This window comes from Klebsiella sp. P1954 (assembly GCF_018199955.1).
In the GTDB taxonomy this organism is placed as follows: Bacteria; Pseudomonadota; Gammaproteobacteria; order Enterobacterales; family Enterobacteriaceae; genus Klebsiella; species Klebsiella pneumoniae.
The window spans coordinates 4,835,642-4,858,278 of sequence record NZ_CP073373.1; the positions used below are offsets into that span (position 1 = coordinate 4,835,642).

General features: G+C 44.5%; 17 protein-coding genes and 1 pseudogene. 4 read left to right on the top strand and 14 right to left on the bottom strand.

Going from position 1 to position 22,637, the window contains the following annotated elements:
* Positions 1-157 precede the first annotated feature (157 nt).
* Positions 158-2,284, bottom strand: a complete 2,127-nt coding sequence (locus KB890_RS23250; RefSeq protein WP_049243950.1) for a CHAT domain-containing protein — start codon at positions 2,282-2,284, stop codon at positions 158-160.
* A gap of 1,121 nt (positions 2,285-3,405) precedes the next feature.
* On the opposite strand from KB890_RS23250, the gene KB890_RS23255 reads away from it, so the two are divergent.
* From KB890_RS23255 to KB890_RS27855, 3 genes and pseudogenes are all read left to right on the top strand, one after another.
* On the top strand, positions 3,406-5,190 hold the full coding sequence (locus tag KB890_RS23255; RefSeq protein ID WP_021551862.1) for an ATP-dependent nuclease: 1,785 nt from the start codon (positions 3,406-3,408) through the stop codon (positions 5,188-5,190).
* Positions 5,177-6,994: an ATP-dependent helicase gene (locus KB890_RS23260; protein WP_049016890.1), complete on the top strand. Its 1,818-nt coding sequence runs from the start codon at positions 5,177-5,179 to the stop codon at positions 6,992-6,994. Before KB890_RS23255 ends, KB890_RS23260 begins: the two co-directional genes overlap by 14 nt.
* Positions 6,995-7,168: 174 nt before the next feature.
* Positions 7,169-7,258 (top strand): annotated as a pseudogene (locus KB890_RS27855) (hypothetical protein); the annotation flags it as partial.
* Between the two features lie 166 nt (positions 7,259-7,424).
* Here the strand turns inward: KB890_RS27855 and KB890_RS23265 are convergent.
* The 4 genes from KB890_RS23265 to KB890_RS23280 all read right to left on the bottom strand — a co-directional run bounded on the left by KB890_RS23265 (position 7,425) and on the right by KB890_RS23280 (position 12,673).
* On the bottom strand, positions 7,425-8,129 hold the full coding sequence (locus KB890_RS23265) for a hypothetical protein (RefSeq protein WP_049202859.1): 705 nt from the start codon (positions 8,127-8,129) through the stop codon (positions 7,425-7,427).
* Between the two features lie 856 nt (positions 8,130-8,985).
* Positions 8,986-10,965 carry an exonuclease SbcC gene (locus KB890_RS23270; RefSeq protein WP_049120017.1) on the bottom strand — a complete coding sequence of 660 codons (1,980 nt, stop codon included), beginning with the start codon at positions 10,963-10,965 and terminating at the stop codon, positions 8,986-8,988.
* Positions 10,962-11,468 (bottom strand): ABC-three component system middle component 4, encoded by a 507-nt coding sequence (locus KB890_RS23275; RefSeq protein WP_021551857.1) that lies wholly within the window; start codon positions 11,466-11,468, stop codon positions 10,962-10,964. Before KB890_RS23275 ends, KB890_RS23270 begins: the two co-directional genes overlap by 4 nt.
* On the bottom strand, positions 11,465-12,673 hold the full coding sequence (locus KB890_RS23280) for an ABC-three component system protein (RefSeq protein ID WP_032431981.1): 1,209 nt from the start codon (positions 12,671-12,673) through the stop codon (positions 11,465-11,467). Before KB890_RS23280 ends, KB890_RS23275 begins: the two co-directional genes overlap by 4 nt.
* Before the next feature lie 423 nt (positions 12,674-13,096).
* Between KB890_RS23280 and KB890_RS23285 the strand changes: the two genes are divergently transcribed.
* Positions 13,097-14,041, top strand: coding sequence for an ArdC family protein (locus tag KB890_RS23285; protein ID WP_049017039.1), 945 nt, complete (start codon positions 13,097-13,099; stop codon positions 14,039-14,041).
* 193 nt (positions 14,042-14,234) lie between these two features.
* On the opposite strand, the gene mobC is transcribed toward KB890_RS23285, so the two are convergent.
* From mobC to KB890_RS23325, 9 genes are all read right to left on the bottom strand, one after another.
* Complete coding sequence (gene mobC / locus KB890_RS23290) at positions 14,235-14,981, bottom strand: MobC family replication-relaxation protein (RefSeq protein WP_021551854.1); 747 nt, start codon at positions 14,979-14,981, stop codon at positions 14,235-14,237.
* Between the two features lie 9 nt (positions 14,982-14,990).
* The gene (locus tag KB890_RS23295; RefSeq protein ID WP_063116534.1) at positions 14,991-16,850 is read right to left on the bottom strand and encodes a type IV secretory system conjugative DNA transfer family protein; all 1,860 of its coding nucleotides are present in this window, start codon (positions 16,848-16,850) and stop codon (positions 14,991-14,993) included.
* Positions 16,851-17,559: 709 nt separating this feature from the next.
* Complete coding sequence (locus KB890_RS27615) at positions 17,560-17,811, bottom strand: dpoa decarboxylase (RefSeq protein ID WP_087205727.1); 252 nt, start codon at positions 17,809-17,811, stop codon at positions 17,560-17,562.
* An 87-nt stretch (positions 17,812-17,898) separates the two neighbouring features.
* The gene (locus tag KB890_RS23300; protein ID WP_000754360.1) at positions 17,899-18,204 is read right to left on the bottom strand and encodes a hypothetical protein; all 306 of its coding nucleotides are present in this window, start codon (positions 18,202-18,204) and stop codon (positions 17,899-17,901) included.
* A 35-nt stretch (positions 18,205-18,239) separates the two neighbouring features.
* Positions 18,240-18,638 (bottom strand): cag pathogenicity island Cag12 family protein, encoded by a 399-nt coding sequence (locus KB890_RS23305; protein ID WP_000592251.1) that lies wholly within the window; start codon positions 18,636-18,638, stop codon positions 18,240-18,242.
* Positions 18,635-19,660 carry a P-type DNA transfer ATPase VirB11 gene (gene virB11, locus KB890_RS23310; RefSeq protein ID WP_000125558.1) on the bottom strand — a complete coding sequence of 342 codons (1,026 nt, stop codon included), beginning with the start codon at positions 19,658-19,660 and terminating at the stop codon, positions 18,635-18,637. Before virB11 ends, KB890_RS23305 begins: the two co-directional genes overlap by 4 nt.
* Entirely contained in the window at positions 19,650-20,900 is a 1,251-nt protein-coding gene (gene virB10, locus KB890_RS23315) for a VirB10/TraB/TrbI family type IV secretion system protein (RefSeq protein WP_023339226.1), read from the bottom strand. The genes virB11 and virB10 overlap by 11 nt, the downstream gene beginning before the upstream one ends.
* A gap of 43 nt (positions 20,901-20,943) precedes the next feature.
* Positions 20,944-21,852 (bottom strand): P-type conjugative transfer protein VirB9, encoded by a 909-nt coding sequence (virB9, locus tag KB890_RS23320; RefSeq protein WP_000976328.1) that lies wholly within the window; start codon positions 21,850-21,852, stop codon positions 20,944-20,946.
* Positions 21,849-22,532, bottom strand: coding sequence for a VirB8 family type IV secretion system protein (locus KB890_RS23325; RefSeq protein WP_000003229.1), 684 nt, complete (start codon positions 22,530-22,532; stop codon positions 21,849-21,851). The genes virB9 and KB890_RS23325 overlap by 4 nt, the downstream gene beginning before the upstream one ends.
* Positions 22,533-22,637: the final 105 nt, after the last annotated feature.

Below are 22,637 nucleotides of genomic sequence, written 5' to 3' on the forward strand. Positions count from 1 at the left end.
AGAGTGACCACCAATTGAAGCTGGTGATCATTCTGGTACATTTGGTTCTCGCTTCTTAATTCATGAAGATTGAGTTGTTGTACGACCTGAACCAATCTCCTTTGCATTCTAAGATCTACAGGTTGTTTTATCTGCTGATTCTATATCAGTAAGTTTTTTATTCTATGCCTATATCTTCTGCAGAAATTAAAATTTTTTCAGGAGAGCCTATTTGCACATAGTTCAGGCATTCAGCAAACAAGAAGTGGTTATTAAGTTCATCACTAATTTGGTTTTTAGATAGGTCTGTTAAATTTTCAAAGAAATAATAAACCCCATCTAAAAAATCGTGAGGGTGATTTTCTAATGCAATATTTATGTGATTTCGTAATTCTATTAATATGGAGTTGTCATTAATCTTATACTTTCTGAAAATGTACATTAAGAAATAATCAAAATAAACTCGGCGATTAAGTCCCGTAATGAACTCTGACCACCTTAAACTTTTTTTTGTGGATAAAATTCTTTCAGGTAAATAGTATCTTAAGCGTTTATATAATCGTCCTATATAGATTGCCGCGTCTCTGCTTAATATGGGGTATGTACTAGCCAGTACCGTTTTTGCGCCTGCACATAGAAAAGCATTTGCTGCATTGAAATGATTTCTATCGGCTGGGCTTGTATCACAAGCACTTAATACGACTATTGGTGGGATATTTGCTAAACTCATTAATTCATAAGGGTACAAAATTTCACCAGATAACTCAAGGAATCCATGCCCATCACAGTCATGTCCACCGTGCATATCGAATATCACAAGAGCGAATTCAAAGGAATTCAAAGCGTCCACTAGCTCATTTTTATTTGTGACATCTTTAAATATCACTTCCATTTCAAAGTTCGGGATGTAAGACCCCTTACTAGAAACTTTTTCATTGACTACAGAATTAATTCTAGGGTCGTTGCATTCTTTTAATACCCGATGCAATTCATTTTTTATATCATTACTTATACGGTCCCCAGTTTTAAAGGAGCTGATGACTAATATTTTTTTAAAACTATCTATACTCATTGAAAATTCGTTATTATTAAGAAGGATGTTTTGTTTTATAAAACCTGGGGTGTTGAATATACGACTTGCGTTATGCCTTATCATCAACGGTAAGCCATTTACATTAGTCCATTCCAAAGGGAAGTTTGATATTATTTTTATATTCTTATTTAATGTGTTAGAAAAATAATCAAACATAGTGTCAGATTTATCAATTACTTCAGATGAGAAAGTCTTTATCATTTTTTGTATTTTTGATATGTTATTATTTCTAATGTTTTTACCAATGTCTGAAACTAAGCTGAAAAGATCATTGTTGCATATTCTTATTTTTATTTCTGGAGTTAATGTCGAAGAAGCATAAATGGATGATAATAGACTGTTGAAATATAACTCATTCCGATATTTAGTGATATAATTGTTATAATGTAAACTATCAATGTCTGTTGTTGTTTTAGCATATGAGATTGAGTCGGAAATCAGCTCGTAGTCTATGGTTTGATTTTTCATTAATGTATGCTTTGAGTATTTCTTTGCATTTATAGAATACTCCAGATCAATGGTAAAATCAGTGATTAAATAATCTGCACTTGGTATTGATAATTCAATGTGCATGTTGTTTTTTATTTCATTCTTAATGTGATTTATAAGATTGATTGATGTTTCAATATTTTTATTTTTGCCTTTATTACAAGTGTTTTTAGGGTTAAGAATGAGATTTATTGATTCTAATGTTTTTATATTGCAAAAGGTAGAAATATTCTCGTCTATGTTAATATCGGTTTCTATGTGTTCTTGTTTATAAGTATCAGGTAGGTTGGTATAAACCGAATCTTGTTCTTTAATTTTGGAGAAGAAAAAATTTCTCAGTACGTCGATATTAATTTCTTCATGTATGATGGTATTCTCAATTGCAATATTTTGATTTATTGAGATATATAGTATAGTATCGCATTTTTTCTCCGCGTTGGGGAATTCTTCATCTATGAAAACAACTTTAAAAATATAAGGTAATTTTTCAATCTCATTATAATCTTTTATGAAATGTATTACTCTTCCGGGGTATATGCCGCTAGTTCTTATTCTTATCTTCTCTTCTTTCTCGCAAAGTAATTCAGGTATGCTTATTGGTAAGTTATTAATCCTTCCTAATAAAGGTGATAATTTAAGTAGGTAATTAGATGATCTTAGAAAAAAAGACTCTCCCTCGTTTTTATCTATTATAATATAACAAATGCTGAATTTATTTTTCATTTAAAGACTCTTTCTGCTAAGTTATTCTTTAATAAATTATCTGGTTGAATATTTCATTGTAAATTAACAGGCTACAACTTTTAGTTATTATGACATTTTGAAATGTATAAGTATAGGTTTTGTATTCAAAAATGAAACGTAGCCATGCAAGTATCTACCCTGTGTAAGACAGTGTTTAAGAAGTTTTGTTGTCTGTACAGTATTAGACGTGGGCATCCTTACACATATCTTGTTATTTTAAGTCCAGTTTTCCACTAGTGGTAATTTTTCGAGTGCCAGAAGTTACTTTTCCTTTACCCTGTGGCATTGATAAACCGCATCTTGCAGTTTTCCACTAACACTATCATCATAGTTGGTATCCAACTGTTGATATTGAAGGTTTTTTATGACCGACTAATATTTAGTGGACAAATAAGGCGTAAATCCCCAAGCAATTAAAATTTTTTCGACATTAAGTAAGTAGTACTTTCATTTGAAGAAATCACTCCCTACCAAGCCGAGTCTCTAAAATATTTAGCAGGATAGGAGGCAGCATGCACGCTATAGACATGAGGGTTTAGAACCATTATACCTGATGTCCTGGGAAACATTGACCTACTCCCAGTTGATATTGTGCCGTTTCGCAGAGTTGATAGCCGCTTCGCCTTAGCGCGCCTCGCAGACCGTCACCAACGGTAGCGCGGGAGTCTTCCGGCAATGTCACGCCGGTTACCTTCAATATTAGGCCGAGCTGCGCTACATCAGGTACCAGCTTTAAAAGAGTGTAGTGCCCATACGGTACGTCGGGAATAAACCGGGCTCAGCATTTTCAAGCACAAGAGAAACATCCTTAGTGGGGGAAGGCAGGGGAGGCGAGGAGGTTGTCGCGCAACCACTGAGCAAGGCAGTGACGACAAAATGCCGCTTTGTGAGATGGATCATAGGCATGGTTTAGCTCTCTGTTACGATGAACTTTTACCTTCTTCGGACGAATAGATTTGATCAGCAAAAAATGTGCAATGGCCAAAAACCGTTTTGATCGCAACTGTACCCCTCAGCAGATTTGGTCGTGCTAGGCAGTCTCTTGCGGTTTGAAGTCTACTCTTATTTTGGAAGATAATCAAAAAGATAGGGAGGCAGTTATGCGGATTTCCCGAATTCGGTTAATTAATTTCGCCAACTTCTCTGACGTTGATGTTGAAACGGGTGAGAGTATTGTTATTGTTGGTGAAAACAAGGTTGGCAAGAGCAATTTTATTCGCGGCCTGCAGCTGATTCTTGACCCAGGGTTGTCTGAGCGTGACCGTCAACTGGGTTTTGAACATTTTTGGGATGGATTGGGCGAAGAAAAATTGGGGGAGACCATCGAAATTTCAGTGGATCTTACTGATTTCACTGACGATCCCCGATTGATGGCCCACCTGAATGACTGTGTCCTTAATCCGGGACCTCCGATGGTGGCCCGTCTTACCTATCGCTTTCAGCCCAAAACCGGGTTAAATCGAGCTCCTGAGTCGTTAAAAGATTATGAGTATGTGATCTTCGGTGGCGCTGATCCTGACATGCATATTGGTGGTGCGTTTCGCCGTATGTTACCCATCGATGTTCAAGGCGCGTTGCGTGATGCCGAGAAGGATCTTTCAAGCTGGCGTAATTCACCCTTAAGACCACTTATTGAAGAACTATCCGCATCTCTGGACGACGAGACTCGTGAGGAGATTCAAACCCAGGTTGATGAGGCTCAGCAGGAACTGGCTAATCATGATGAGGTGGCAGCAACAGCCGAACGAATTAGCGAACGGTTGGTTGCTATCGCAGGTGAGCAACATGCCGTTCCGCTATCGTTAGGACTTGCACCGACTCGCGTTGATGCGCTACTACGTAGCCTGCGCTTGCTGCTTGACAGTGGCATTCGTGGCATTGGCGATGCCAGTCTGGGGACGGCTAATCTGATTTTTCTGGCCCTGAAAAGCCTCGAACTTGATCGTCTTGTCGATGATGGAGAACGAGACCATACGTTTTTCGTAGTTGAGGAGCCGGAAGCGCACCTGCATCCGCACGTACAGCGTCTGGTGTACCGTTATTTCCTGGGTACTGATGGGGGGAATGATGATGAAGGGACGCCGCTGACAACGATCCTGACCACCCACTCCCCACATATTGCCAGCGTCACGCCTGTCAGATCTATCGTTCTGCTGCGTTATGACTCAGAGGACGAGAAAACAATTGCTGTTTCAACTGCGAACGCACCGTTTTCGCGGCGGGACGAAGATGATTTGCAGCGCTATATTGACGTCACCCGTGGTGAAATATTCTTTTCACGTGGTGTAATCCTAGTGGAAGGAGATGCCGAACGTTATCTTGTCCCGGCATTTGCCGATGCTCTTGATATTCCCCTCGATATGCTTGGGATCACGGTGTGCTCCATCGGTGGAACAAATTTCACTCCGTATGTGAAGCTATTGGGGCCACACGGGCTCAATATTCCGCATGTGATTCTGACAGATCGCGATCCTATAGCGGGTAGAGAGCCTCTGGTTCGTAGAAGACTTATCAATATTTTAGGCGTACTTGAGGGAGATGTTGACCATGATGATATGGATACCGATGAGGTGATTGCACGTGCTGGGGAGTATGGATGCTTCGTCAATGAGATCACACTGGAGCCTGAGCTGTTTACCGGTGGATTGGCCGAAGCCATGCAGTCGGTAATTGAGCGGGAATTGTCGCTGGCGCAAGTTACCCTAGATCGGATACAGGCATGGGTGGATGACACGGACCAGCTTGATATCGTCCGGTTGTTGAAACTGATTGAGCGAATTGGCAAAGGGCGGTTCGCCCAGGCGCTGGCACCTTCGGTGTCGGAGGATAATTGCCCGGATTACATTCGTGAAGCACTGGAGTATATCTGCGATGCCGTCACGTAGTGTCAGTGCAGCCTACTTAGCTCAGGCTGCCGAGTTGGCCGGAAATCCGGGCCAGTTAGCCGCGTATCACTCCCAGGGACACTGCGTGGTGCTCGCCGGACCAGGGAGTGGTAAGACAAAGACGCTTGTACTGAAGCTGGCCCGAATCCTGGCTGAGGATGTTCAAGCTCCACGTGGTGCGGCATGTATCACATATAGCCAAGAATGCGCACGCGAGTTAACCCGTCGTCTCGAAGCGCTGGGGCTCAGAGAGGCACCGAATCTCTTTATTGGAACCGTTCATGGGTTCTGCTTGCGCCATCTGTTGATGCCCTATGGACGACTTGCCGATCTGCCAATCCCATTTCCGCTGTCAGTAGTGTCTCAGCGCGAGAGCGAACGGTTACTTCGACAATCTGGTGACCGTCTATTTGGCGCAAACCATCCCTATAAGGCTATTGATCTCGGACGGCATCGCCGTTCGGTGTTGAATCGCAATAGCGTTGCCTGGCGTGCAGAGGAGGAGCTCGCTGCATGGGCCGAGGCCTACGAAGTAGCATTGCGCCAGCAAGGGCTAATAGACTACGACGATATGGTGATATTCGGCCAGCGTCTGATCATTGAGCATGATTGGGTTCTGCCCCTAGTACAGGCGAAATTTCCGATCCTTGCTGTGGATGAATATCAGGATTTGGGCGTGGCGCTCCACCGTATGGTTAAACGCCTGGCTTTCGAGGGAGGCGTACGCTTATTTGTTGTGGGTGATGCAGACCAATCGATTTACGGTTTCACTGGTGCCGATGGTGCGTTACTTCTAGAACTGGCAGACAGGAGAGACGTTGAAACAGTTCGGCTCCAGTTGAACTATAGATCAGGGGCGGGCATCGTCAATGCATCGGAGATGGTGTTGGGTGAGGTTCGTGGTTATCGAGCAAACGACCCGAACCGCCAGACAACCATTGCGTTCCAGCTGTGCCCGGATGGTTTGGTGGATCAGGCTGTCCATGCTGTTGCGCAGATTATTCCTGCTGCGTTGGCCGCTAAGCCGGGTCGAACGCTGGGTGACATCGCCATTCTGTACAAGGACTACCGTGCCGGCGATGTGGTGGCCGATGCGGTGACAGCTGGCGGTTTTGATTACATTCGTGTGGACACCGCAGCACCTTATCGCAAGGTTACCTTGACGAGCTGGGTGGAGGATTGTGCGGCATGGTGTGCTGGCGGTTGGCGTATTGGGCACCCTCAACTGCGCGGATTGATAGACCGTTATATAGCATTTCATCGGGCAAGGTTGGATGATGCATGCGCCCGGCGTAAGGGGCAGGAATTAACTAGGCTGCTTTGGGCGCTTCGTGCAGACCGACATCCTGCGTGCGATTTTGTCGCATCTTTGCGCAACGGTCTCGTTGATTCCCTGCTGGCAACTGAGCCGACGCTTTCTGATCAGGCTGAGCAACTAGATCGCATGACTGCTGCACTTGCCGAAGGCGGTACGTTAGCGATGTTGGATATCACGAGCCTAGGTGGTCGTGACGGTTCACCTGAGCACCTCAATTTGCTGACACTTCACTCAGCAAAAGGTTGCGAATATGACGTGGTCATCATGGTCGGCTTGGATCTGGGGAATTTGCCGTGGCGCAATGAGGCGCCAGAGAAGCTGCGTGAAAGCCGTCGTCTTTTCTATGTAGGGCTGACCCGCGCACGGGACGAGGTGCATATGCTGTATTCCGGTTTTGTTGATGGTCGCTACGGCCCTATGCGTCTAGGGCGTTCCCCATTTCTGGATGAACTGGAGGAGCGAATGCGAGGGGCCGGTTTACGGTAGTCGGGAATAAATGCGTGATCCAATCTGTGGACAGCCAGTAAAAGAAAACGCCGATAATTGTGACACCTTCCAATGCTGAACCTAAGGCACAATGCATCTTCCATAATTTAGTCCAATGAACAGGTAAATCATCACCTGCGACTGAAACTGGGCCGAAAGATGGTTTGCTACCTGTTAAAAGCGATGAAAAACGACAAACGCTCTAATTTCAAAGCCGCCAGCACGGCATCGAAAACGCATCGTTATTTGATGGATAAAATTTGAGTCTGTTAGCGATTCACCAATCAAACCAAAGCAAGAGCCCGCTCAGGTTTCCCTGAGCGGGCTCTTCAAATTGACTGGACTCGTACTTCATTTGTATCCCTTGTTACAAGGGATGATAATATTTTAATAAAACCACCCCTAATTCATAAGGGGGGGGTATTTTAAATTAACCTGTAATAAATAATTTTGACTTGTTGCTAGGCGCTTTAAAATTACTCAATCCTCTCTTTTGCCCTGCATCATGACAAACTAAATATATAGGATATCGTTTATTTTCCCCAATTGTTTCCATGTCTATTTTCTTGTTTTTCCCTTCTGCATGGTATTCACCGAACAAATCAGGCTTTGGTTTCTTATTTGTTTTTTTAAAAGCGGGATCAAAAGTCAATAAAAGATTGGTTCTTTCTAATGTCCCTTTTTTTACCTTGCAATAGTGGAAGTGATATCCAAAATTATGGTTTTCAACCGCAACACCTTCTTTTGTACCTGGGATTTGTAGGAGATAACATATATTGGGTATTGATTCTTGAGGCACAAGCAGTTTATGGTCTTCAAGTAAGATAGCATCTTTGTAAATAGGAATGATATCAATAACATCGTGATAAAATGGTAACGGAGTTTTAAAATTTATTTTAGTATTTTTTCCATTTATTCGTATTTCATTCTCTTGTCGTTGTAAGAGCTTTTCCAAATGAAATTCGATCATTGATTCAAGTTCAAATATTATTTCAAGATAAGACTCTATATTCTTTTCGTCAGGAAATTCCCTTAGAAAGCTCCAATGAAATCCTCTGTCCCAATCACCTATTATTTCTAACTCATGGATGATTTTTCTAATAAAATCTATTGTTGACCTATCTACTGCTTCCATAGATTGAACCTTTTTTGTAGTCGATTTTATAGTTTATCATAACAATAAGGAAATTAATCAGATATATTTAAATTGTTCTGTTGCCTTTAATTTCTTGCCCATTAAAATAGTATAATTGTTATCAGTCAATCGATTTTCTTAATTATTTCATGCAATGCTTCCCCGGATGCTCATGTGCCGGAAGGCAAATGTTACACCATTGCGGATTACAATATCAGTTTTCCCGGTTTGATGAAACAGCTCAGCAACTGGCGCACGGGACCGGGTGTTTTATCCGGATGGACCTCAGCAGGACGGCCCCGGTCAGGGTTAATCCCTTTAAAGGCAGGATGACCATCAGGGATGCTCTCTGTACCGCACTCGCGGGGGCGGGGCTGAAAGTGACTGAACAGCAGGCTGATTCGATAACGGTCAGATGATGAGTGCGGAAAGAGGATAAAGTATGAGTAAGGTATTGAATTTTTTTATGCTGTATACCCTGGCATTTTCAGCATTGACTTATGCCGGGCAGAGTGACTCAAAGGACGGGTGCAAACTGTAGCGTACAAATGATGCCAACGGCGGAGCCAGACTTGCCGGGAAAAACGGTCAGCGGGGCATGAATGGTTGCTCGGGAGGAACCAGCCCCTCGCCTGATGGCAGATACTATCTCCCCGGTACACATGAGGAATGTAATTCCGGGCATAAAAGCTCCCTGCACCAGAACAGATATTCGTCCGGAGCGCAGGATTATGAGAGAGCCTGAGGTAGCCATATCCTCGAGCTGGGGTGCGGCAATGGAATGATGGCATCCCTGTGGTTTGCCTGTAAGTATCACAGTGAAAACCAAAGTTTAGCATCCCTCAATCTAAAGTAGTTAATGTTTGTAAATGACATCATCAATTAGTCCGACAGGTAACCCGTTTTCCTTACTTGCACTATAGTGAGCAACAGTTATAGATTTTAATCTGCCAGAAAGCTTATCAGGGACATCATTGTCTACAACAATTATCTGACACGGACTTCTTTTTTTCTGCGCATAATTAGTTATTTCTATGAGTGCATTATAGATGTTTTCATATTTTTCTGGATCAGAGATTCCTTCATCAATATCATCTTTTATATTGGTCTCGGATGCATATTTCGCCTTCAAGTTTTTTCCGAGATACTTACCTATAGTATCAAGCATCAAAAAACGAGGATGGTTTATGTCTGAGTCAATAGAGCTCTTTAATATTGATGACATATACCCTATGGAAATAATAGTTCTTAAACCTCCAGATGTGATATTAAAATAGTCTCTATCTCTTACAATGGGCGAGAAATGTTTTTTACTTATGCTTATCCCAGTTCTATTCTTTATTTTCACGTCGGTTAAAAAAGTCATCAAATCATCCCCTAAACAAGATAATATACCATCTATGCTAGGAGCATTAACTCTTAAGTCGTTAAGTTTTTCTATAAGAGTTTCTATATTATCTGTAAGGCTTTTTTGCTTGGTTAAAAGTTCCTCTTGACGGTTTCTAACTTTCAAGCTTGATACTAAAGTCTCTCTTTTTTTACTTACAGATGTTATTTCTTTTAATAAAGAATCACGTTGGGTGAGAAATGGAGTAATAAACTGTTTTGCTTCTGTATCTATCATTCCACTGACTTTGTTCAGATCAGCTTCAAGTTGAATTTTATCATCCAGCAAAATCCTATGTTCATGAGTCAGGTTAATAATTAGATCGCTAATGGATTTTTCTCTTTTTTCTAATGATAATAATTCTTCATCGAGAGACTCAGGTTTGGATTTGATAAATCCACCTTCACCGTTCTCAATGGTAATTATATTATCACAAATAGGGCAATTACATTTAATGTCTTGAGTAAGGCCAATTTTTTCATTAGCCAAATGAATCGCTTTTATTTTCTTTATGTCATTAATGTAATCGTTTTTAAGTCTAATGTATTGATCTTTTTTTAAATTTATTTCTTCAATGCTTCTTACGATCATTTTTATTTTTAGGTTGAATTCTGAATGGTACGATTTAAACTGATTGTAATTGTCAGAGTTTGCCATCATACTACTATTTAATGAGTGAAGCTCAATGTTCAACGATTCATAGATTGAATCACATTCTTCTATTGCATCATCAATTGATGGAATGCTTTCATAACCTGTCTCTCTCAAAAACTCCGAAACATGTTCATACTTTTTACGCAAGTTGTTTAATTCAGATCTTTTATCTGATATTTGTTGCTCAATATCGGATATGTCAGTGTCTAGTACGTTATATATATATTTGAAAACTTCTTTAGTGTACGTATATTTAGCCCAGTCAGTCATTCCCAAGAGAGACTTGCTTCCCATATCATCTTGATTGACGTAGGAATATTTAATGATATTTCTGAAACTTAACCGCTTAAATTGACTAGTCACCTGAGTGGGTGACACTTTTAATTTTAATTTGGGGAAATTTAATGCATCCATCAAGAAATCAGAAAAGAATCCATCTGGGGCATTGTTATTAGAGAAGTTAGGAGCATATTTTCTAGAAATGAATGCCTCCCTCCTCTCGAAAGGACACTGATAGACCTCAATGAAATTTTGTGGTTTGTAAATATCTCTAACTATGGTATAAGCCGAATCATTTATTATGACCTCTAACGCCGCATAATTAACAGATGATATAATCTCATCGGCCAACTCTATTTTACTGGCGCCAAGTAAATAGTTAATAAACTCTAAAATACTAGATTTTCCTGTATCTGAATCACCATGTATAATATTTAATCCATCTTCAAACTTGACAATGTAATTCTTACGTACACCAACAAGGATTAATCGTTCAATTCTTAAATAGGATTTCATTTTGACACCTTGAATACTTCATTCAGAATGGAATTTAATTTACTGGAGGTTAGTGACTTTATTTTATCCATGGATTTGGTATAAGTTTTCACTGAGTTAAAGTATTCGCCGCCAAACTGCTCGTAAGCGCTTTCACCCTGAGTTGTTAAACTAAAATAAGATGCACCATCAGACTTTGTTACACGAAGCCATCCCAGTATCGACAATTTTTTCAAAAGTGTTTTTATTTTTGGAGTGCTGAAAAGAATGTCAACGTTTAATGATAGACTTTTAATTGTATAAGTTTCTGTCATATCAATGGATGTGTTTTGTTTACCTGCCAGAATCATTACAGCCTCAAGTTTTGACGGGTTTTTAATCAAATATAAAAATATTTGAATTTTATTTCTATCCAACAATAGAACATCATTTCTATTCTTGCTTAGCGTATGAATTAAAATAATCAGAAGAGCAACATTTAAATTAAAATCTTCATCAAGAGGAATATAAGGTAATGAACTCATTTTTGCCCCCTTAAACTATTCAAAGAATCAAGAGATGTGTCTGGGGACCAAATTATATCTCTATCTAGCTTATTAGCAAGCTGATGCAGCATTCCTTTCTTATGTACACTATCAAGTGTATCAAGAAGAGATGATAATTTAACCTTATCTTCATCTTCTATTTTTTTGTGTATTGCAGCTAAGAGTTGGTTTGCTGTATTATGATTTGCTATAGAGTCATGATACTGTGTTTGATATATCTCCCTTATTTTTCTATACAAAACACTTAAGGTTTCTCTATCTCGATCGCTAGTGAAAATATTTCTGGCCAATTCTGCATTATAATAATACTCCTTAGCATGTTTTGATATATCACTATGTACATCAGCGACTATCATTTTCAATACAAAAAATTCTTTGTCATATTGCTTATCATCTTTAAATTCTGGTGATGATGAAATTAGTTCCGTTTTGTTATGTATTTCAAGAGCTAGTTTCTTAACGATAAGATAAACATTAGAATCCCTATCCTTTGGTTTGCAAATTGTCGAATGATCCTCCTGAACAGCTATAGACTCTTTGGCAGAAACTTGAACAGGAATTGCACTGGCTTTAACTACAATACTATCGTAGCTTCCATACAAAAACTTTAACTCAGGGAGTTTAGGCAACTTTACCCATCTGCGGTTTAGAGAATCTGTTTCTTTACTAAATACACTTAAATCACCAAGCTGGACATTTGATGAAACCATACTAGCCCATGAAGCAGTTTCTGAGCCCGAATGAGGAACAGCAAGTGAAATAAATCCAGTTATATTGTGAGAAAGATCTCTTTCATGCATTTTAATAATGCATGATTTTGCTATTAAACCTCCCATGCTGTGAGCGACAAATATTATATTACTATAATCGGATAAATTTATTTGACATTCACCAACAAGTAACTCTGATAATTCATCAACAGGAAGATTGACTTCTTTTTTTGTTAGTGATGTGAACAATCTGGCGAGTAAATTTCTACTTTTACCGTAGGTATTCGTAAAATTAGTGAAATACTCAAAACAAGCTATATCAAAGGCATCACAAAAATCTTCATCCTCACATATAAGCTGTGGGAAGGATGTGATCTTATCAACTGCCCACGTATCACTTCCGCCTTTTAAGCCATGTATAAACAAGATTAAGTGTTTAGCATTATTTTTTTTCTTCCAGATTAACATACTCATTACTGTCTCTTTATTTTTTTCAGTAGGATTTCTGTGTGAATAGTTACATTCTCTAACCAATTGTTTCACTAATCAATCAGAATTTTCACTCTAAACGAGTGGCTTAAAAAATATTTTAAATCAATAAGTTATGATGGTTTTGATTGCATGCGTATTACTACGGTGCAGTTATTCATTTAATAGTTCAAACCCTTTTCACCGCTGCATAGCAAGGGGCGCTACGCCCGGCTATGCAAGGGCAGGTTTTTTCTCCTGTGCGCTTTTCGTTCTCGCATCAACTTCCGGTTAATCGTTTCCCAACACAACCCGTTCCGCAAGGATAAATGGCACGCATTCTGCGTCCTTGCGTGCCGGAACGATGTCGGGAAAACGAACCGTCAGGCGATACGAAGACGAAAATCACACACTGACGGAGAAAAAACCATGACGATTTCCCTGCATAACCAGACTACCGCCCCTAACACCGCAGTGGCGACCAGCGTATCCCCGCTGGACCCGTCAGGCTCCTCAAAAACGAAATTTTCTAAAACCGGAACGGATATTTATCAGATCGTTACTGACAACATCATTGCAGCGCTCGAAGCCGGTGTAAAACCGTGGTCCTGCCCGTGGCAGCGCGTATCAGGCATGCCTGGTCTGCCATCCAATTACGCCACCGGCGTAGCCTACAGTGGCATGAATATCATGTTGCTGTGGTGCAGTGCGTCAAAACAGGGGTTCAGCGATTCACGCTGGTTGACCTATAAACAGGCACAGGCAGCCGGTGGACAGGTTCGCATGCGTGAACATGGCACAACAGCCATTTTCTACACCACGCTGGAGAAGGAAAACGACGCCGGAGAAATCGACCATATTCCGATGCTGAAAACTTTCACCGTGTTTAACGTTCAGCAAATCGACGGTTTGCCCCTGACAAAGGAAACGGTCAGCCCGGAAGCAACCTTTGACCCGTTACCGCAGGCTGAAAACCTGTTACGGAAGAGTGGGGCAAACATCATCGAGAAAGGACAAAACGCTTTTTTCAGCCCATCAACTGATGAAGTCTGGTTACCGGAGCGCCATCTGTTTTCAGATGCAGCTAATTTCTACGCTACAGGCCTGCATGAGCTGGTTCACTGGAGTGGTGGTAAAAAACGCCTGAACCGTGAAATGAAAGGGAAGTTTGGCAGTGCAGATTATGCAGAGGAAGAACTGGTGGCGGAGCTGGGAAGTGCTTTTCTGATGGCGGACCTGGGGATTGAGGGCGAGGTACAGCATGAAAGCTATATTGCTTCCTGGCTGAAAGCGCTGAAAAACGACAAGCGTTATATTTTCAAAGCGGCCAGCGCCGCCTCTAAAGCACATCGTTACCTGATGGATAAACTCTGAGACCGGAATCAGACAACCGCAAGGGAATGCGGTTACATGGTTTTTAACCGGCAACGCTGCAAGGCGCAAACTGAGGCGGAACGCAGCACAGCGAGTACCGAACAGTCTGCGCCTCGCAGTGGAATAAAAAATTCCGGCCTGGCGAGTATCGCCGCCAGGCCGGTGAGGCCATCACGATGGCCTGAGTAAAAGCTTACGTATAGCTGCCTAATGACAGGTGTTTCAGTTCATCAAAGGTATAAATGCGAAACACCCGACGGTGACGTTCTTCCAGCGGGACGTGCTGATGGTTGATGATGACATGCCTGATGCTGTCAAACAGCAGTTCAAGCGCACGCTTCTTCTGCGGATCGGGCACAACATAAAAAACGTAAATCCACTGCTTGCGGGTACGTGCCAGCAGGTGGCTTGCCATGATCGACTGATAACGGGCTCGGGTTTTCAGGCGGCGCTCGGTTTCAATGGCAATAACGTTACCGTCAGGCAGGGTCAGTAACCCGTCCGGGCGATGTTTCACCTGATACTGGCTGATAAAAGTGGTCCGGTCGCCGTTAATCCATCCCGACGCGCCTTTTTTCTCCAGAATAAGCCTGGCGGCCTGATTATCAAGATGGTGCTCCAGCGTCCAGCCGGTGATTTTTGATGGTTCAAACCGCGCAGGAAAGATTTTATCATTCGGGGTTAATACCACCGCCAGCCCGTCGCTGGTGATCCCCCATAATGAAATCCTGATTGTCCGTGATTCAAGTACATGCTTCTGGATTAACCCCATTCGCTCCGTTTTTGCCAGCAACGAATAAAGCGACTTATGATCCCGGAAACCAAATAACTGCATCAGCGTTTTAAAATCACTGTAGGTTTCTTCTTTCAGGAAGTTCAGCAGTTGTTTTATTTTTTTGTTGTTACGCGTCTGGCGCTCGTGAAAGGACGAAATCAGCATAACCGCTCCTTAAAAATCCAGCGGGGACAGGTGTTCTTCATCATCAGGTTTCGGTTTTACCGGTTTTACTTCGCTTTCGTCGAAGAAAAGAGCCGGGTGCGTTGTCATCACATCCGGCATGGCTGGTTTATCATCCTCGCCAAAATCCAGCATTATCTTCACCGTGGCTGCCGCTGCGGCAATATCAGGGGAAACCGAAAAGATTTTTAGCTGACGCTTTCTGACCTTTATCGGTGAAATCAGTGAGGCAGAAGGTAGTGTTTTTGTCGTAAAGATAAAGCTGACAAAATCGGGCAGGTTCAGGATCATATTGCTGTCAATAAAGAAACGTTCGGCCTGGCGGATTGTGCGCTCACTGTCGATGGTTTCCGTCAGCATATTATCTGTCTTAGCCTTACGGAGTTCGTCATCCACCAGAATCGTGCCTGACATTCTCGCCACCCATTCCGCTGTATCCGGGTCCATAACCCGGTAAACCAGTTTGAATTTGGCATTTTCAACGACCGCACCGACAACGGCGTCACCTTTCAAATCTGCCGGGCAGTCTTTTAAATCGGCGATGGACTGGTGGTCCATAATAATATGCACACCTTTATCCCGCGCCGCACCTAGACCTTCCAGCGCTGGTCTGGATAAATGGTATTTCAGTTCGGAAAGATAAATAGCAATGGGGCGGGGGACGTCTGTTACTCGATCGCGCTTTTCTGCCAGCTGGTAAAGGCGAACCAGCAGCATGCGCTGGGCGGTAATTATTTTGCTGTTTCGCATTGAACCGATGACGTAACAGCAACCGCCTTCATCAAACATTTGTTTAAGTGAAAAGCCTTTTGGTGAGTTAATGGCATTAAGTAATGCCAGTTCCTCAATCTTCCCAAAGAACGCTTTGATTTTTTCGGCAATACCCTGCACGTAATCACCGTTATAAACATCCCGGATTGTTGCCGATGAATCATCGCTGACAAATTGTGCGGCCATACGCGCGGCTTTCCGGTCTTCGATCCGATAAAAATCCGATTCCTGTCCTTTTTCCGCCAGGCTGAAACCGGCAACTAACAGTTCTTCCAGTTCATCGGGAGTGATATCTTCAATCAGGTTTAACTGATATTGCTGTTTTCGCAGGTCAATTAAGGCAAAGGGTTTGCCTGCATCCTCGCAGGCTTTGCGGTAAAGATGCGGTGCCCATTCATCATCCTTGGGGTCCATAACAAAGACACCTTCACCGGCCAGAATGCTTTGATATAGCAATATGCCGGCGGCAACGCCTTTACCGGCTCCGGTGGTACCGATAATATCCGCGTGCTGTTTCTGCCAGTCTTTTAACGGGAGATACATTGGTTCGTTCTCCCTGTCCATGCCAGTAAAAATACCTTTATTCAGGTCGATATAATCCAGCGGATCATAGTGCAGTGTTTCCGGTAGCAGGGACTTTACGGTGCGGACATCGGTGCGTAATTCCCGCTCAAGGGTGGTTTTTTTAACAAGGCGTTTCTTTATTTTGTCCAGTTCCGGCGTGAATACCCGGCGAAGCATAATATGAAAAATAATCCCGGTCACGGTGAAAGCAATCCGTACTGACCAGGCCAGTACCGTATTATCACTGGTGAGTCTGCTCTTATACAGCCACTGGAAAAAGCCGATAACGACCGGGGCCAGTGTGCCAGAGAGAAAACACAGCAGGGAAAAAGCGATAATCAACCTTTTCCATAATGGGGCTTTCTGCCGTTCATCGCTTTTCATTGATGCAAAAAACGGTATCGTCAGCCCCGCTAATAACGCCAGCATCAGTTGCTGCTGTTGCACAAAAGCGAGCAGTGCCTGCATCCCGTTCACTATCGGTGACAGTGAAGCGGCAAGCTTATTTAAAATCATGATGCCTCCTTAGTCAGCTACTCGCCCCATGACATCGCCCCATCAATTCGCCCCATGGTGTCGGGCGAAAATATGGGGCGAGTGTCTGGGGCGAAGAAGGTGGCCGCGTTGCGACCATGTGCAGGAAAGCATGCTTCCCTGCACGAAACGGCGTGCGCCAGTACATGCGGGCTGGACGCCCTTATTGCCTGCCGCATGGGGGTAATGTCGTGGCTGAACGCCGCGCCAAAATCCCCAGGGTCAAAGGCGGCACACCGTCGCCCGCTACGCGCGACCAACCCCTTTAAGACGCGCGTTTAGCCTATTTTTTCTTCGCAAGCTCGAAAAAATGGGAACGCTGCTTTAAAGGGGTTGGTCGCGCCTAATCGGCATATTCCCCGCCGGGGCGGGAAATATAGCCTGGCTGCGACGGTGTGCGGGGCAAGCCCCCCACAAAAACCGGCACGTGGGCGTGCCTTTTTGCTCGCTGGGGCGGCAAAATTTTTGCGGCTCCCCCCGGCCCGCTTCAATTCGCTGGGGCGAATGTTCGCGGGTGGACGTGGATCCTGAAAATTAGCAATTTCTCCGAAATTGAATTTTCTGTCCACGTTCCACTTCATTATTTTTCGTCTTAACAATTTCTTCGAAATTGAAGCCAAAAATAATGAAGCCTTAAAATCCCGTCGCCTGTTAGTCTCTGTATTGTACAATACACTTTTGTTTTGTGTGATTACATTTGCTCGCGGTATATTTCAGCCCTGCACTCCCTTTCAGCTTCCAGTGCTTCACTGTAGGACGCATCATCAATTTTCGTACCTTTACTCTCGGCATAGCGTCTTAATCTATTTGCGTCAGCTTCATTAAGTTCTGAAAGATGATCGCGCAAAAGACCGATAAAACAGCTTTCGTATATTTCGTAATACAGCCCACAACCTCTGTGGGCTTCTTTTGATAACGTGTCATATACCATGGCTACAGATATTCTGTCCTATTTTTTTGAGTGTATATTCTTAATGAATAAATCTTCGTTTATCATTTCGAACCTCTCATATCAAAATGGATATGTCAGTTATCCTTTCACTCTGCCAAATTTTGAAAGGATTTTACTTATTGATTCAGGGTCTGCGGCTTTGCACTCCCCTAAAAATTCTTTTCGCATATCGAATGTTTTACCCGGATTGAAACGATGGTGTTTTTTAAATGCGTTGATTTTAAAAAATGCGCGTTCTGCTGAACTGCATTCACTCCCACCACTATTACCTGTAGCTTTTCCGTACATGCAAAGAACAACTTCGCACGGGTCAGCGGCAAAGGAATAAATCGGCGTTCCTGCGGTCAGGCATAATACAGTCGCCGCGATAACGGTTTTTTTCATGATAAATCCTTATTAGATTGTGTTGCTTAAATGGATTAGCGAGAGAAATAAATAGTGGTTTCTCTGCACGTCAGGCAATTAAATACAGGCTGGTATTCAATAACGCCTTTTGCGCCATTCTGGCGAAGCCAGTTTTTGGCATTAAAGAAATCAGTGCCGGATTGTGCAGTGACGACAATTCGTGTTGAATGGGCGACTGCGTAAAATACTGCTGGAGTCCATATTGTATCGTAGAAACTTTGTGCGCTGATTGATGATGTCCATTTACCGTTAACTGTCGGGGAAGGGACTATAACGTTATTGTCACTCCATTGCGGTAAACTGGTATTTAATGGGTCAGCGGCTTTATCCCACTCCACAGGAACGGGAGGCGGCGGCGATGAACATCCGGTAACTATTGCTGCCAACATGATGACTTTAAGTTTCTTTATCATGCTTTCATTTCCTCAAAATACTGGTTTCGATGAATTGGACGGAAATAGATGTCATTCATACGGCGAACATTTCCGTCTAAATCAATGCTCACAATCACGTCCAGGCTATCCAGAACCTTACGTAACATAAATGTATAGGGGAGCTGGGCGCACTGTGGATTTTCATAGCAACGGGTAATAAACCCATCTATAGCTTCTTTCGCTGATCCTGCATGAATGGAGGTCATACTCCCTTCATGGCCGGAACCTGTTATTTTAAGGAAGTCCCAGGCTTCCGCACCGCGAACCTCTGTTAATAAAATGCGGTCAGGGTTCATACGGTAATTCCAGCGTAAAAGGCTCGCCGGGGTAACGATAGAACCTTTTTCATCTGATGATTCTGACGGATAAAAAAGATGGACGTAGTTTTTATGGATAAAGAACGTGATTTCCGGGTTGTCCTCAATGGTTGATATCCGAAGATGTACAGGAATATACCCTATCAACATTTTCATATAGGTGGTTTTCCCGGTGCTTGTTTCCCCGGCGACCGCGAGAGTTTTACCGTACTCGACGCATTTCTCCATAAACAGAGGAATATTTTTTGTATTGTACAATGCAATTAATTCCTCGTCGTGCGTCTCCGTTTTTTCCTCGCCTGTTACCCGGTTATAAAATCCCGCATCGATGTATGACTGATGCGGGATTTGTACCTTCGATGGCTTACGGATGGTGATAGACACCGTATCGCGCTCACAGGCCGGGGGAACAATCACCTGGCACCGTTCGCCAGATTCCAGCGTGGCTGACAGCCCCGGCTTAATATCTTCGATATTGTCGCCGTGGTGCTTTGCCAGGCACCGGGCAAAGTTGTAGCAATCCTCATAGGACAAAGGAACGGCGTGCTGCTCCCATACGCCGTTGATTTTGGTATACAGCTCACCTGGACGATTGACGGCGATCTCCGTCAGGCCGGGAAGCTCTAGAAAGTCGCCAAAGAAACGCTGTTTATAGCGGTCGAGGGAAATATTCTTAGCGGTCATTTTTCAACCTCAGTGTATAGATGTTGGAAAAATCAATATCCTCGCCTGTGATTAGGTTGATGATCTCGCCCTGATTCTTATAGAGCGTTGGGGGAATATTGATGCTGTTCTCCAGCGTGGTACGTGCCATATCTGCCATAGCCTGGCGGCTGTTTTCCGTATAGTCCGTATTGCGGTCTTTTTTACCCGCGCTGTTGGATGCCCATGCGCCAATATCGGGGATCATGCCGACCATTAACGCGCCGCCGAACCGTTCCCAGAAGTGCGAATCTATCCAGCCATCAACGCCAGCCTCGCCCAGATCGCCAGCCGCGCTGGTATCAACCAACGGGATATCGAGATAAGGCGGCTGGCGGGTGCGTAGCTTCGTCGCAATGATGAATGCCCGCCCTTGCCCGTGCTTCATACCTTCTTCCGCTATGGCGCGGTAAAGTAATGATGCGGTGGTGCCTTTCTCTATCAGCTTCGTGTTGCCGCTGGCGCTCCAGATGTCAGTAGTGACCGTGCAGCGAAGTTTCCCCGCCCGGTCAGATACAAAGCGGCGATCCAGTGAGCAGGGGATCGAGGTATTTTCCGGGATGTACAGGTCAGGGTTATAGGGTATGCGGCGCACTGGTGCGGGGCTTTGTCCCGGCGGCGGTGCGGCGGTATTTGTGGCCGCGCTGCTGTCCTGTTGTCCGGTGGTCGTTGCCGATGTCAGCGTCATTTCCTGCTGCCGGGTTTTTACCGGGTTCTGTGTGGTGGCCGAACCATCATGGCGAATAAGGAAGCTGGCTTTGTTGAGTTCTGGCGGGGCGGCCGGAGCCACCTGCCCTGTTCCCCCCGTGCTGCTCTGGCCGTTATCCTGTTGCTCTGGCTCTTCTTCGGCTGTATCGGTGGACATACCGAGATCGTTACGCTGCCGGTAATCGGTTTTGTTCGTCTGCGGGGCTGTGTCCTGTTTCTTTTCTTCCGTAGGCTGCCACAGGATATTGCGATAAACCCAGTTACCACCCCATGCCAGGAAGATAAGCGTGACCGCGACAATGGCAAGAAAGGCGGTTGCTTTGCCCCGTTTGCGCTTTTTCAGCTTGTTAACGGCGGGTTGTACCGGGTCTTTCTCTTCGTCGTCCTGCGCATTGAGAAGCTCGGCCTCCCTTTTAGCGCGGGCTTCCCGCTCAAGCGTGGCAATATCATCCTCAGCGTGTGCCGGGAATGCCTGCGCTTCATCCGGCACAGGCATTTTGTTTTCGTCGTTCATATGCACGTTTCCTTTTATAAAAATATAAAAATATTTTTATAGGTTAATTGGATTCCGGTTTTTCCACTCTTTCCACCTGCCGGGATACGGTGGAACCATCGGCGGCGTGTACCTTGCCAAATCCGCTATTTTCCAGACCCACAACGGCATTACCGGAACGCAGTACTAGGCGTGGCGTCACCTCCTGAATCACCAGTACGGTGAAATCGCCTTTCTTCTGGATACTGCTGTTAACCACATGCTCTTTGCCGTTCAGCTCTTTGGTGACGGAAGGAATGGACTTAGACGGGGAGAAGCCCACGAACGTAAAGCGGCCATCGTCGTAAGCAAAATCGGGAACAATGTTGAAACTGCCTTTGCCCGGATATTTGGTGTAACTCCAGTTGCGGGGCGTCTGCGCCGAGTTCAGCGCTTTCTGGACGCTGGCCTGTTGCTGTTTCTGCTCCCACTCGCGCTGTCTGGCCGTCGCCTCCCGGCTCGCTTTGTCCCGTTCTTCGCCCGGATAGCGATAGCTCACCTGGAAAGCGGGTTGTTGTGCCGATTTATCATCGATGACGTTCAGCTCGACGTTGTACAGGCGCTTACTGGTGACAACCAGCATATTGGTATGCCAGTCCCGGCTGTTCGGGGGGATCACGACCTGCGTTGTGTTGCCATCTTCTCCGGGCGCTCCCTGCGTGAGCGCGACCGGGCGAACGTTGACCCGGTTTGCATCCGGCGTGGCTTCCCACGCCTCATCAAAGCCAGGTTTGGCGCTTATGACCGCCTCATCGTTATCAAAGACTAGCGTTGTCATAAAGCCGGGTTTGGTGTTAACGACAGTGACGTTCTGCGGGTTATAGATAACCTGCTGCACGCGGGAGTCATAGCGGCTTGCCTGCGGTATGGCCGCAGCCCATGCCGCGCCGCACATCATCAGTGCCAGTGCGGTAAACGTTAACTTTTTCATCATTCACCTCCCCGGATTTCGCGGTCGGTCTGCCAACTGGTGACGGTAAAGCCGAAGTAGTTGATCTCGCGTTCCGCATCGCTCATTTCCTTGTCAGGGTTAGAATGGAACGTGAACCGGGCATCCCAATATTCGTTGCGGGTGCTGTTATCAGCCAGACGGCGGATAATCTTCTTGTAGCGGATGGTGGCGACCCTATCAGGGGCTGTCGCATCGGTGATCTGGTTGGACAAGATCTCCACTTTCACGGTGTGCGCCCCGTTCTTATAAACCTTGTCTGGGGCGTTTTTTCCGGCGTAAAGCGCCAGATAGTCATCGTTTACCTGGGGAGCGTTGTAGACCTGTACCGTCTCGTAGTCGTCCTGCAAAGAGGGATAGACATACCGCTCACGCACTTTGACGTAGTTTGCGGCCATCGCCTTTTGATAGGCTTCTGTTGCGGTCAGGCTGGTTTTCGATGTCCGGGTAACGTGTTCCACCCGTCCTGTGTGGTTATCCAAGGTATACAGCTCAACGTCCGTCTGTTTCAGCGGCAACATCACGACCACGGCGACGAGCGCCAGTACCGCAATCAGCAGACCCATACCGCCAACAACAAAACCGGCTTTTGTGGCGCGTTTATCCCGCTCAATCATTTGCTGCTCAAAAGTGCGGGATTCAGCTATTAATTTCTGTTCACTCATGACTGTTTAACTCCGCCATAATTTGAGGGGTGTTTACGGGTTCTCCCTTACCGCTAAAGGCAGAGGGAGGCGTGTTCTGGGCGCAGCCAGAAAGCGCGCACAGCA

What these genes read in the sequence shown, in the direction of transcription:
- KB890_RS23250 (WP_049243950.1), bottom strand. Translation starts at nt 2,284, where the DNA reads ATGAAAAATAAATTCAGCATTTGTTATATTATAATAGATAAAAACGAG.
- KB890_RS23280 (WP_032431981.1), bottom strand. Translation starts at nt 12,673, where the DNA reads ATGAGTATGTTAATCTGGAAGAAAAAAAATAATGCTAAACACTTAATC.
- KB890_RS23325 (WP_000003229.1), bottom strand. Translation starts at nt 22,532, where the DNA reads ATGAGTGAACAGAAATTAATAGCTGAATCCCGCACTTTTGAGCAGCAA.
- KB890_RS23260 (WP_049016890.1), top strand. Translation starts at nt 5,177, where the DNA reads ATGCCGTCACGTAGTGTCAGTGCAGCCTACTTAGCTCAGGCTGCCGAG.
- KB890_RS23285 (WP_049017039.1), top strand. Translation starts at nt 13,097, where the DNA reads ATGACGATTTCCCTGCATAACCAGACTACCGCCCCTAACACCGCAGTG.
- KB890_RS23270 (WP_049120017.1), bottom strand. Translation starts at nt 10,965, where the DNA reads ATGAAATCCTATTTAAGAATTGAACGATTAATCCTTGTTGGTGTACGT.
- virB10 (WP_023339226.1), bottom strand. Translation starts at nt 20,900, where the DNA reads ATGAACGACGAAAACAAAATGCCTGTGCCGGATGAAGCGCAGGCATTC.
- mobC (WP_021551854.1), bottom strand. Translation starts at nt 14,981, where the DNA reads ATGCTGATTTCGTCCTTTCACGAGCGCCAGACGCGTAACAACAAAAAA.
- virB9 (WP_000976328.1), bottom strand. Translation starts at nt 21,852, where the DNA reads ATGATGAAAAAGTTAACGTTTACCGCACTGGCACTGATGATGTGCGGC.
- KB890_RS23295 (WP_063116534.1), bottom strand. Translation starts at nt 16,850, where the DNA reads ATGATTTTAAATAAGCTTGCCGCTTCACTGTCACCGATAGTGAACGGG.
- KB890_RS23255 (WP_021551862.1), top strand. Translation starts at nt 3,406, where the DNA reads ATGCGGATTTCCCGAATTCGGTTAATTAATTTCGCCAACTTCTCTGAC.
- KB890_RS23275 (WP_021551857.1), bottom strand. Translation starts at nt 11,468, where the DNA reads ATGAGTTCATTACCTTATATTCCTCTTGATGAAGATTTTAATTTAAAT.
- KB890_RS23305 (WP_000592251.1), bottom strand. Translation starts at nt 18,638, where the DNA reads ATGATAAAGAAACTTAAAGTCATCATGTTGGCAGCAATAGTTACCGGA.
- KB890_RS23265 (WP_049202859.1), bottom strand. Translation starts at nt 8,129, where the DNA reads ATGGAAGCAGTAGATAGGTCAACAATAGATTTTATTAGAAAAATCATC.
- virB11 (WP_000125558.1), bottom strand. Translation starts at nt 19,660, where the DNA reads ATGACCGCTAAGAATATTTCCCTCGACCGCTATAAACAGCGTTTCTTT.
- KB890_RS23300 (WP_000754360.1), bottom strand. Translation starts at nt 18,204, where the DNA reads ATGAAAAAAACCGTTATCGCGGCGACTGTATTATGCCTGACCGCAGGA.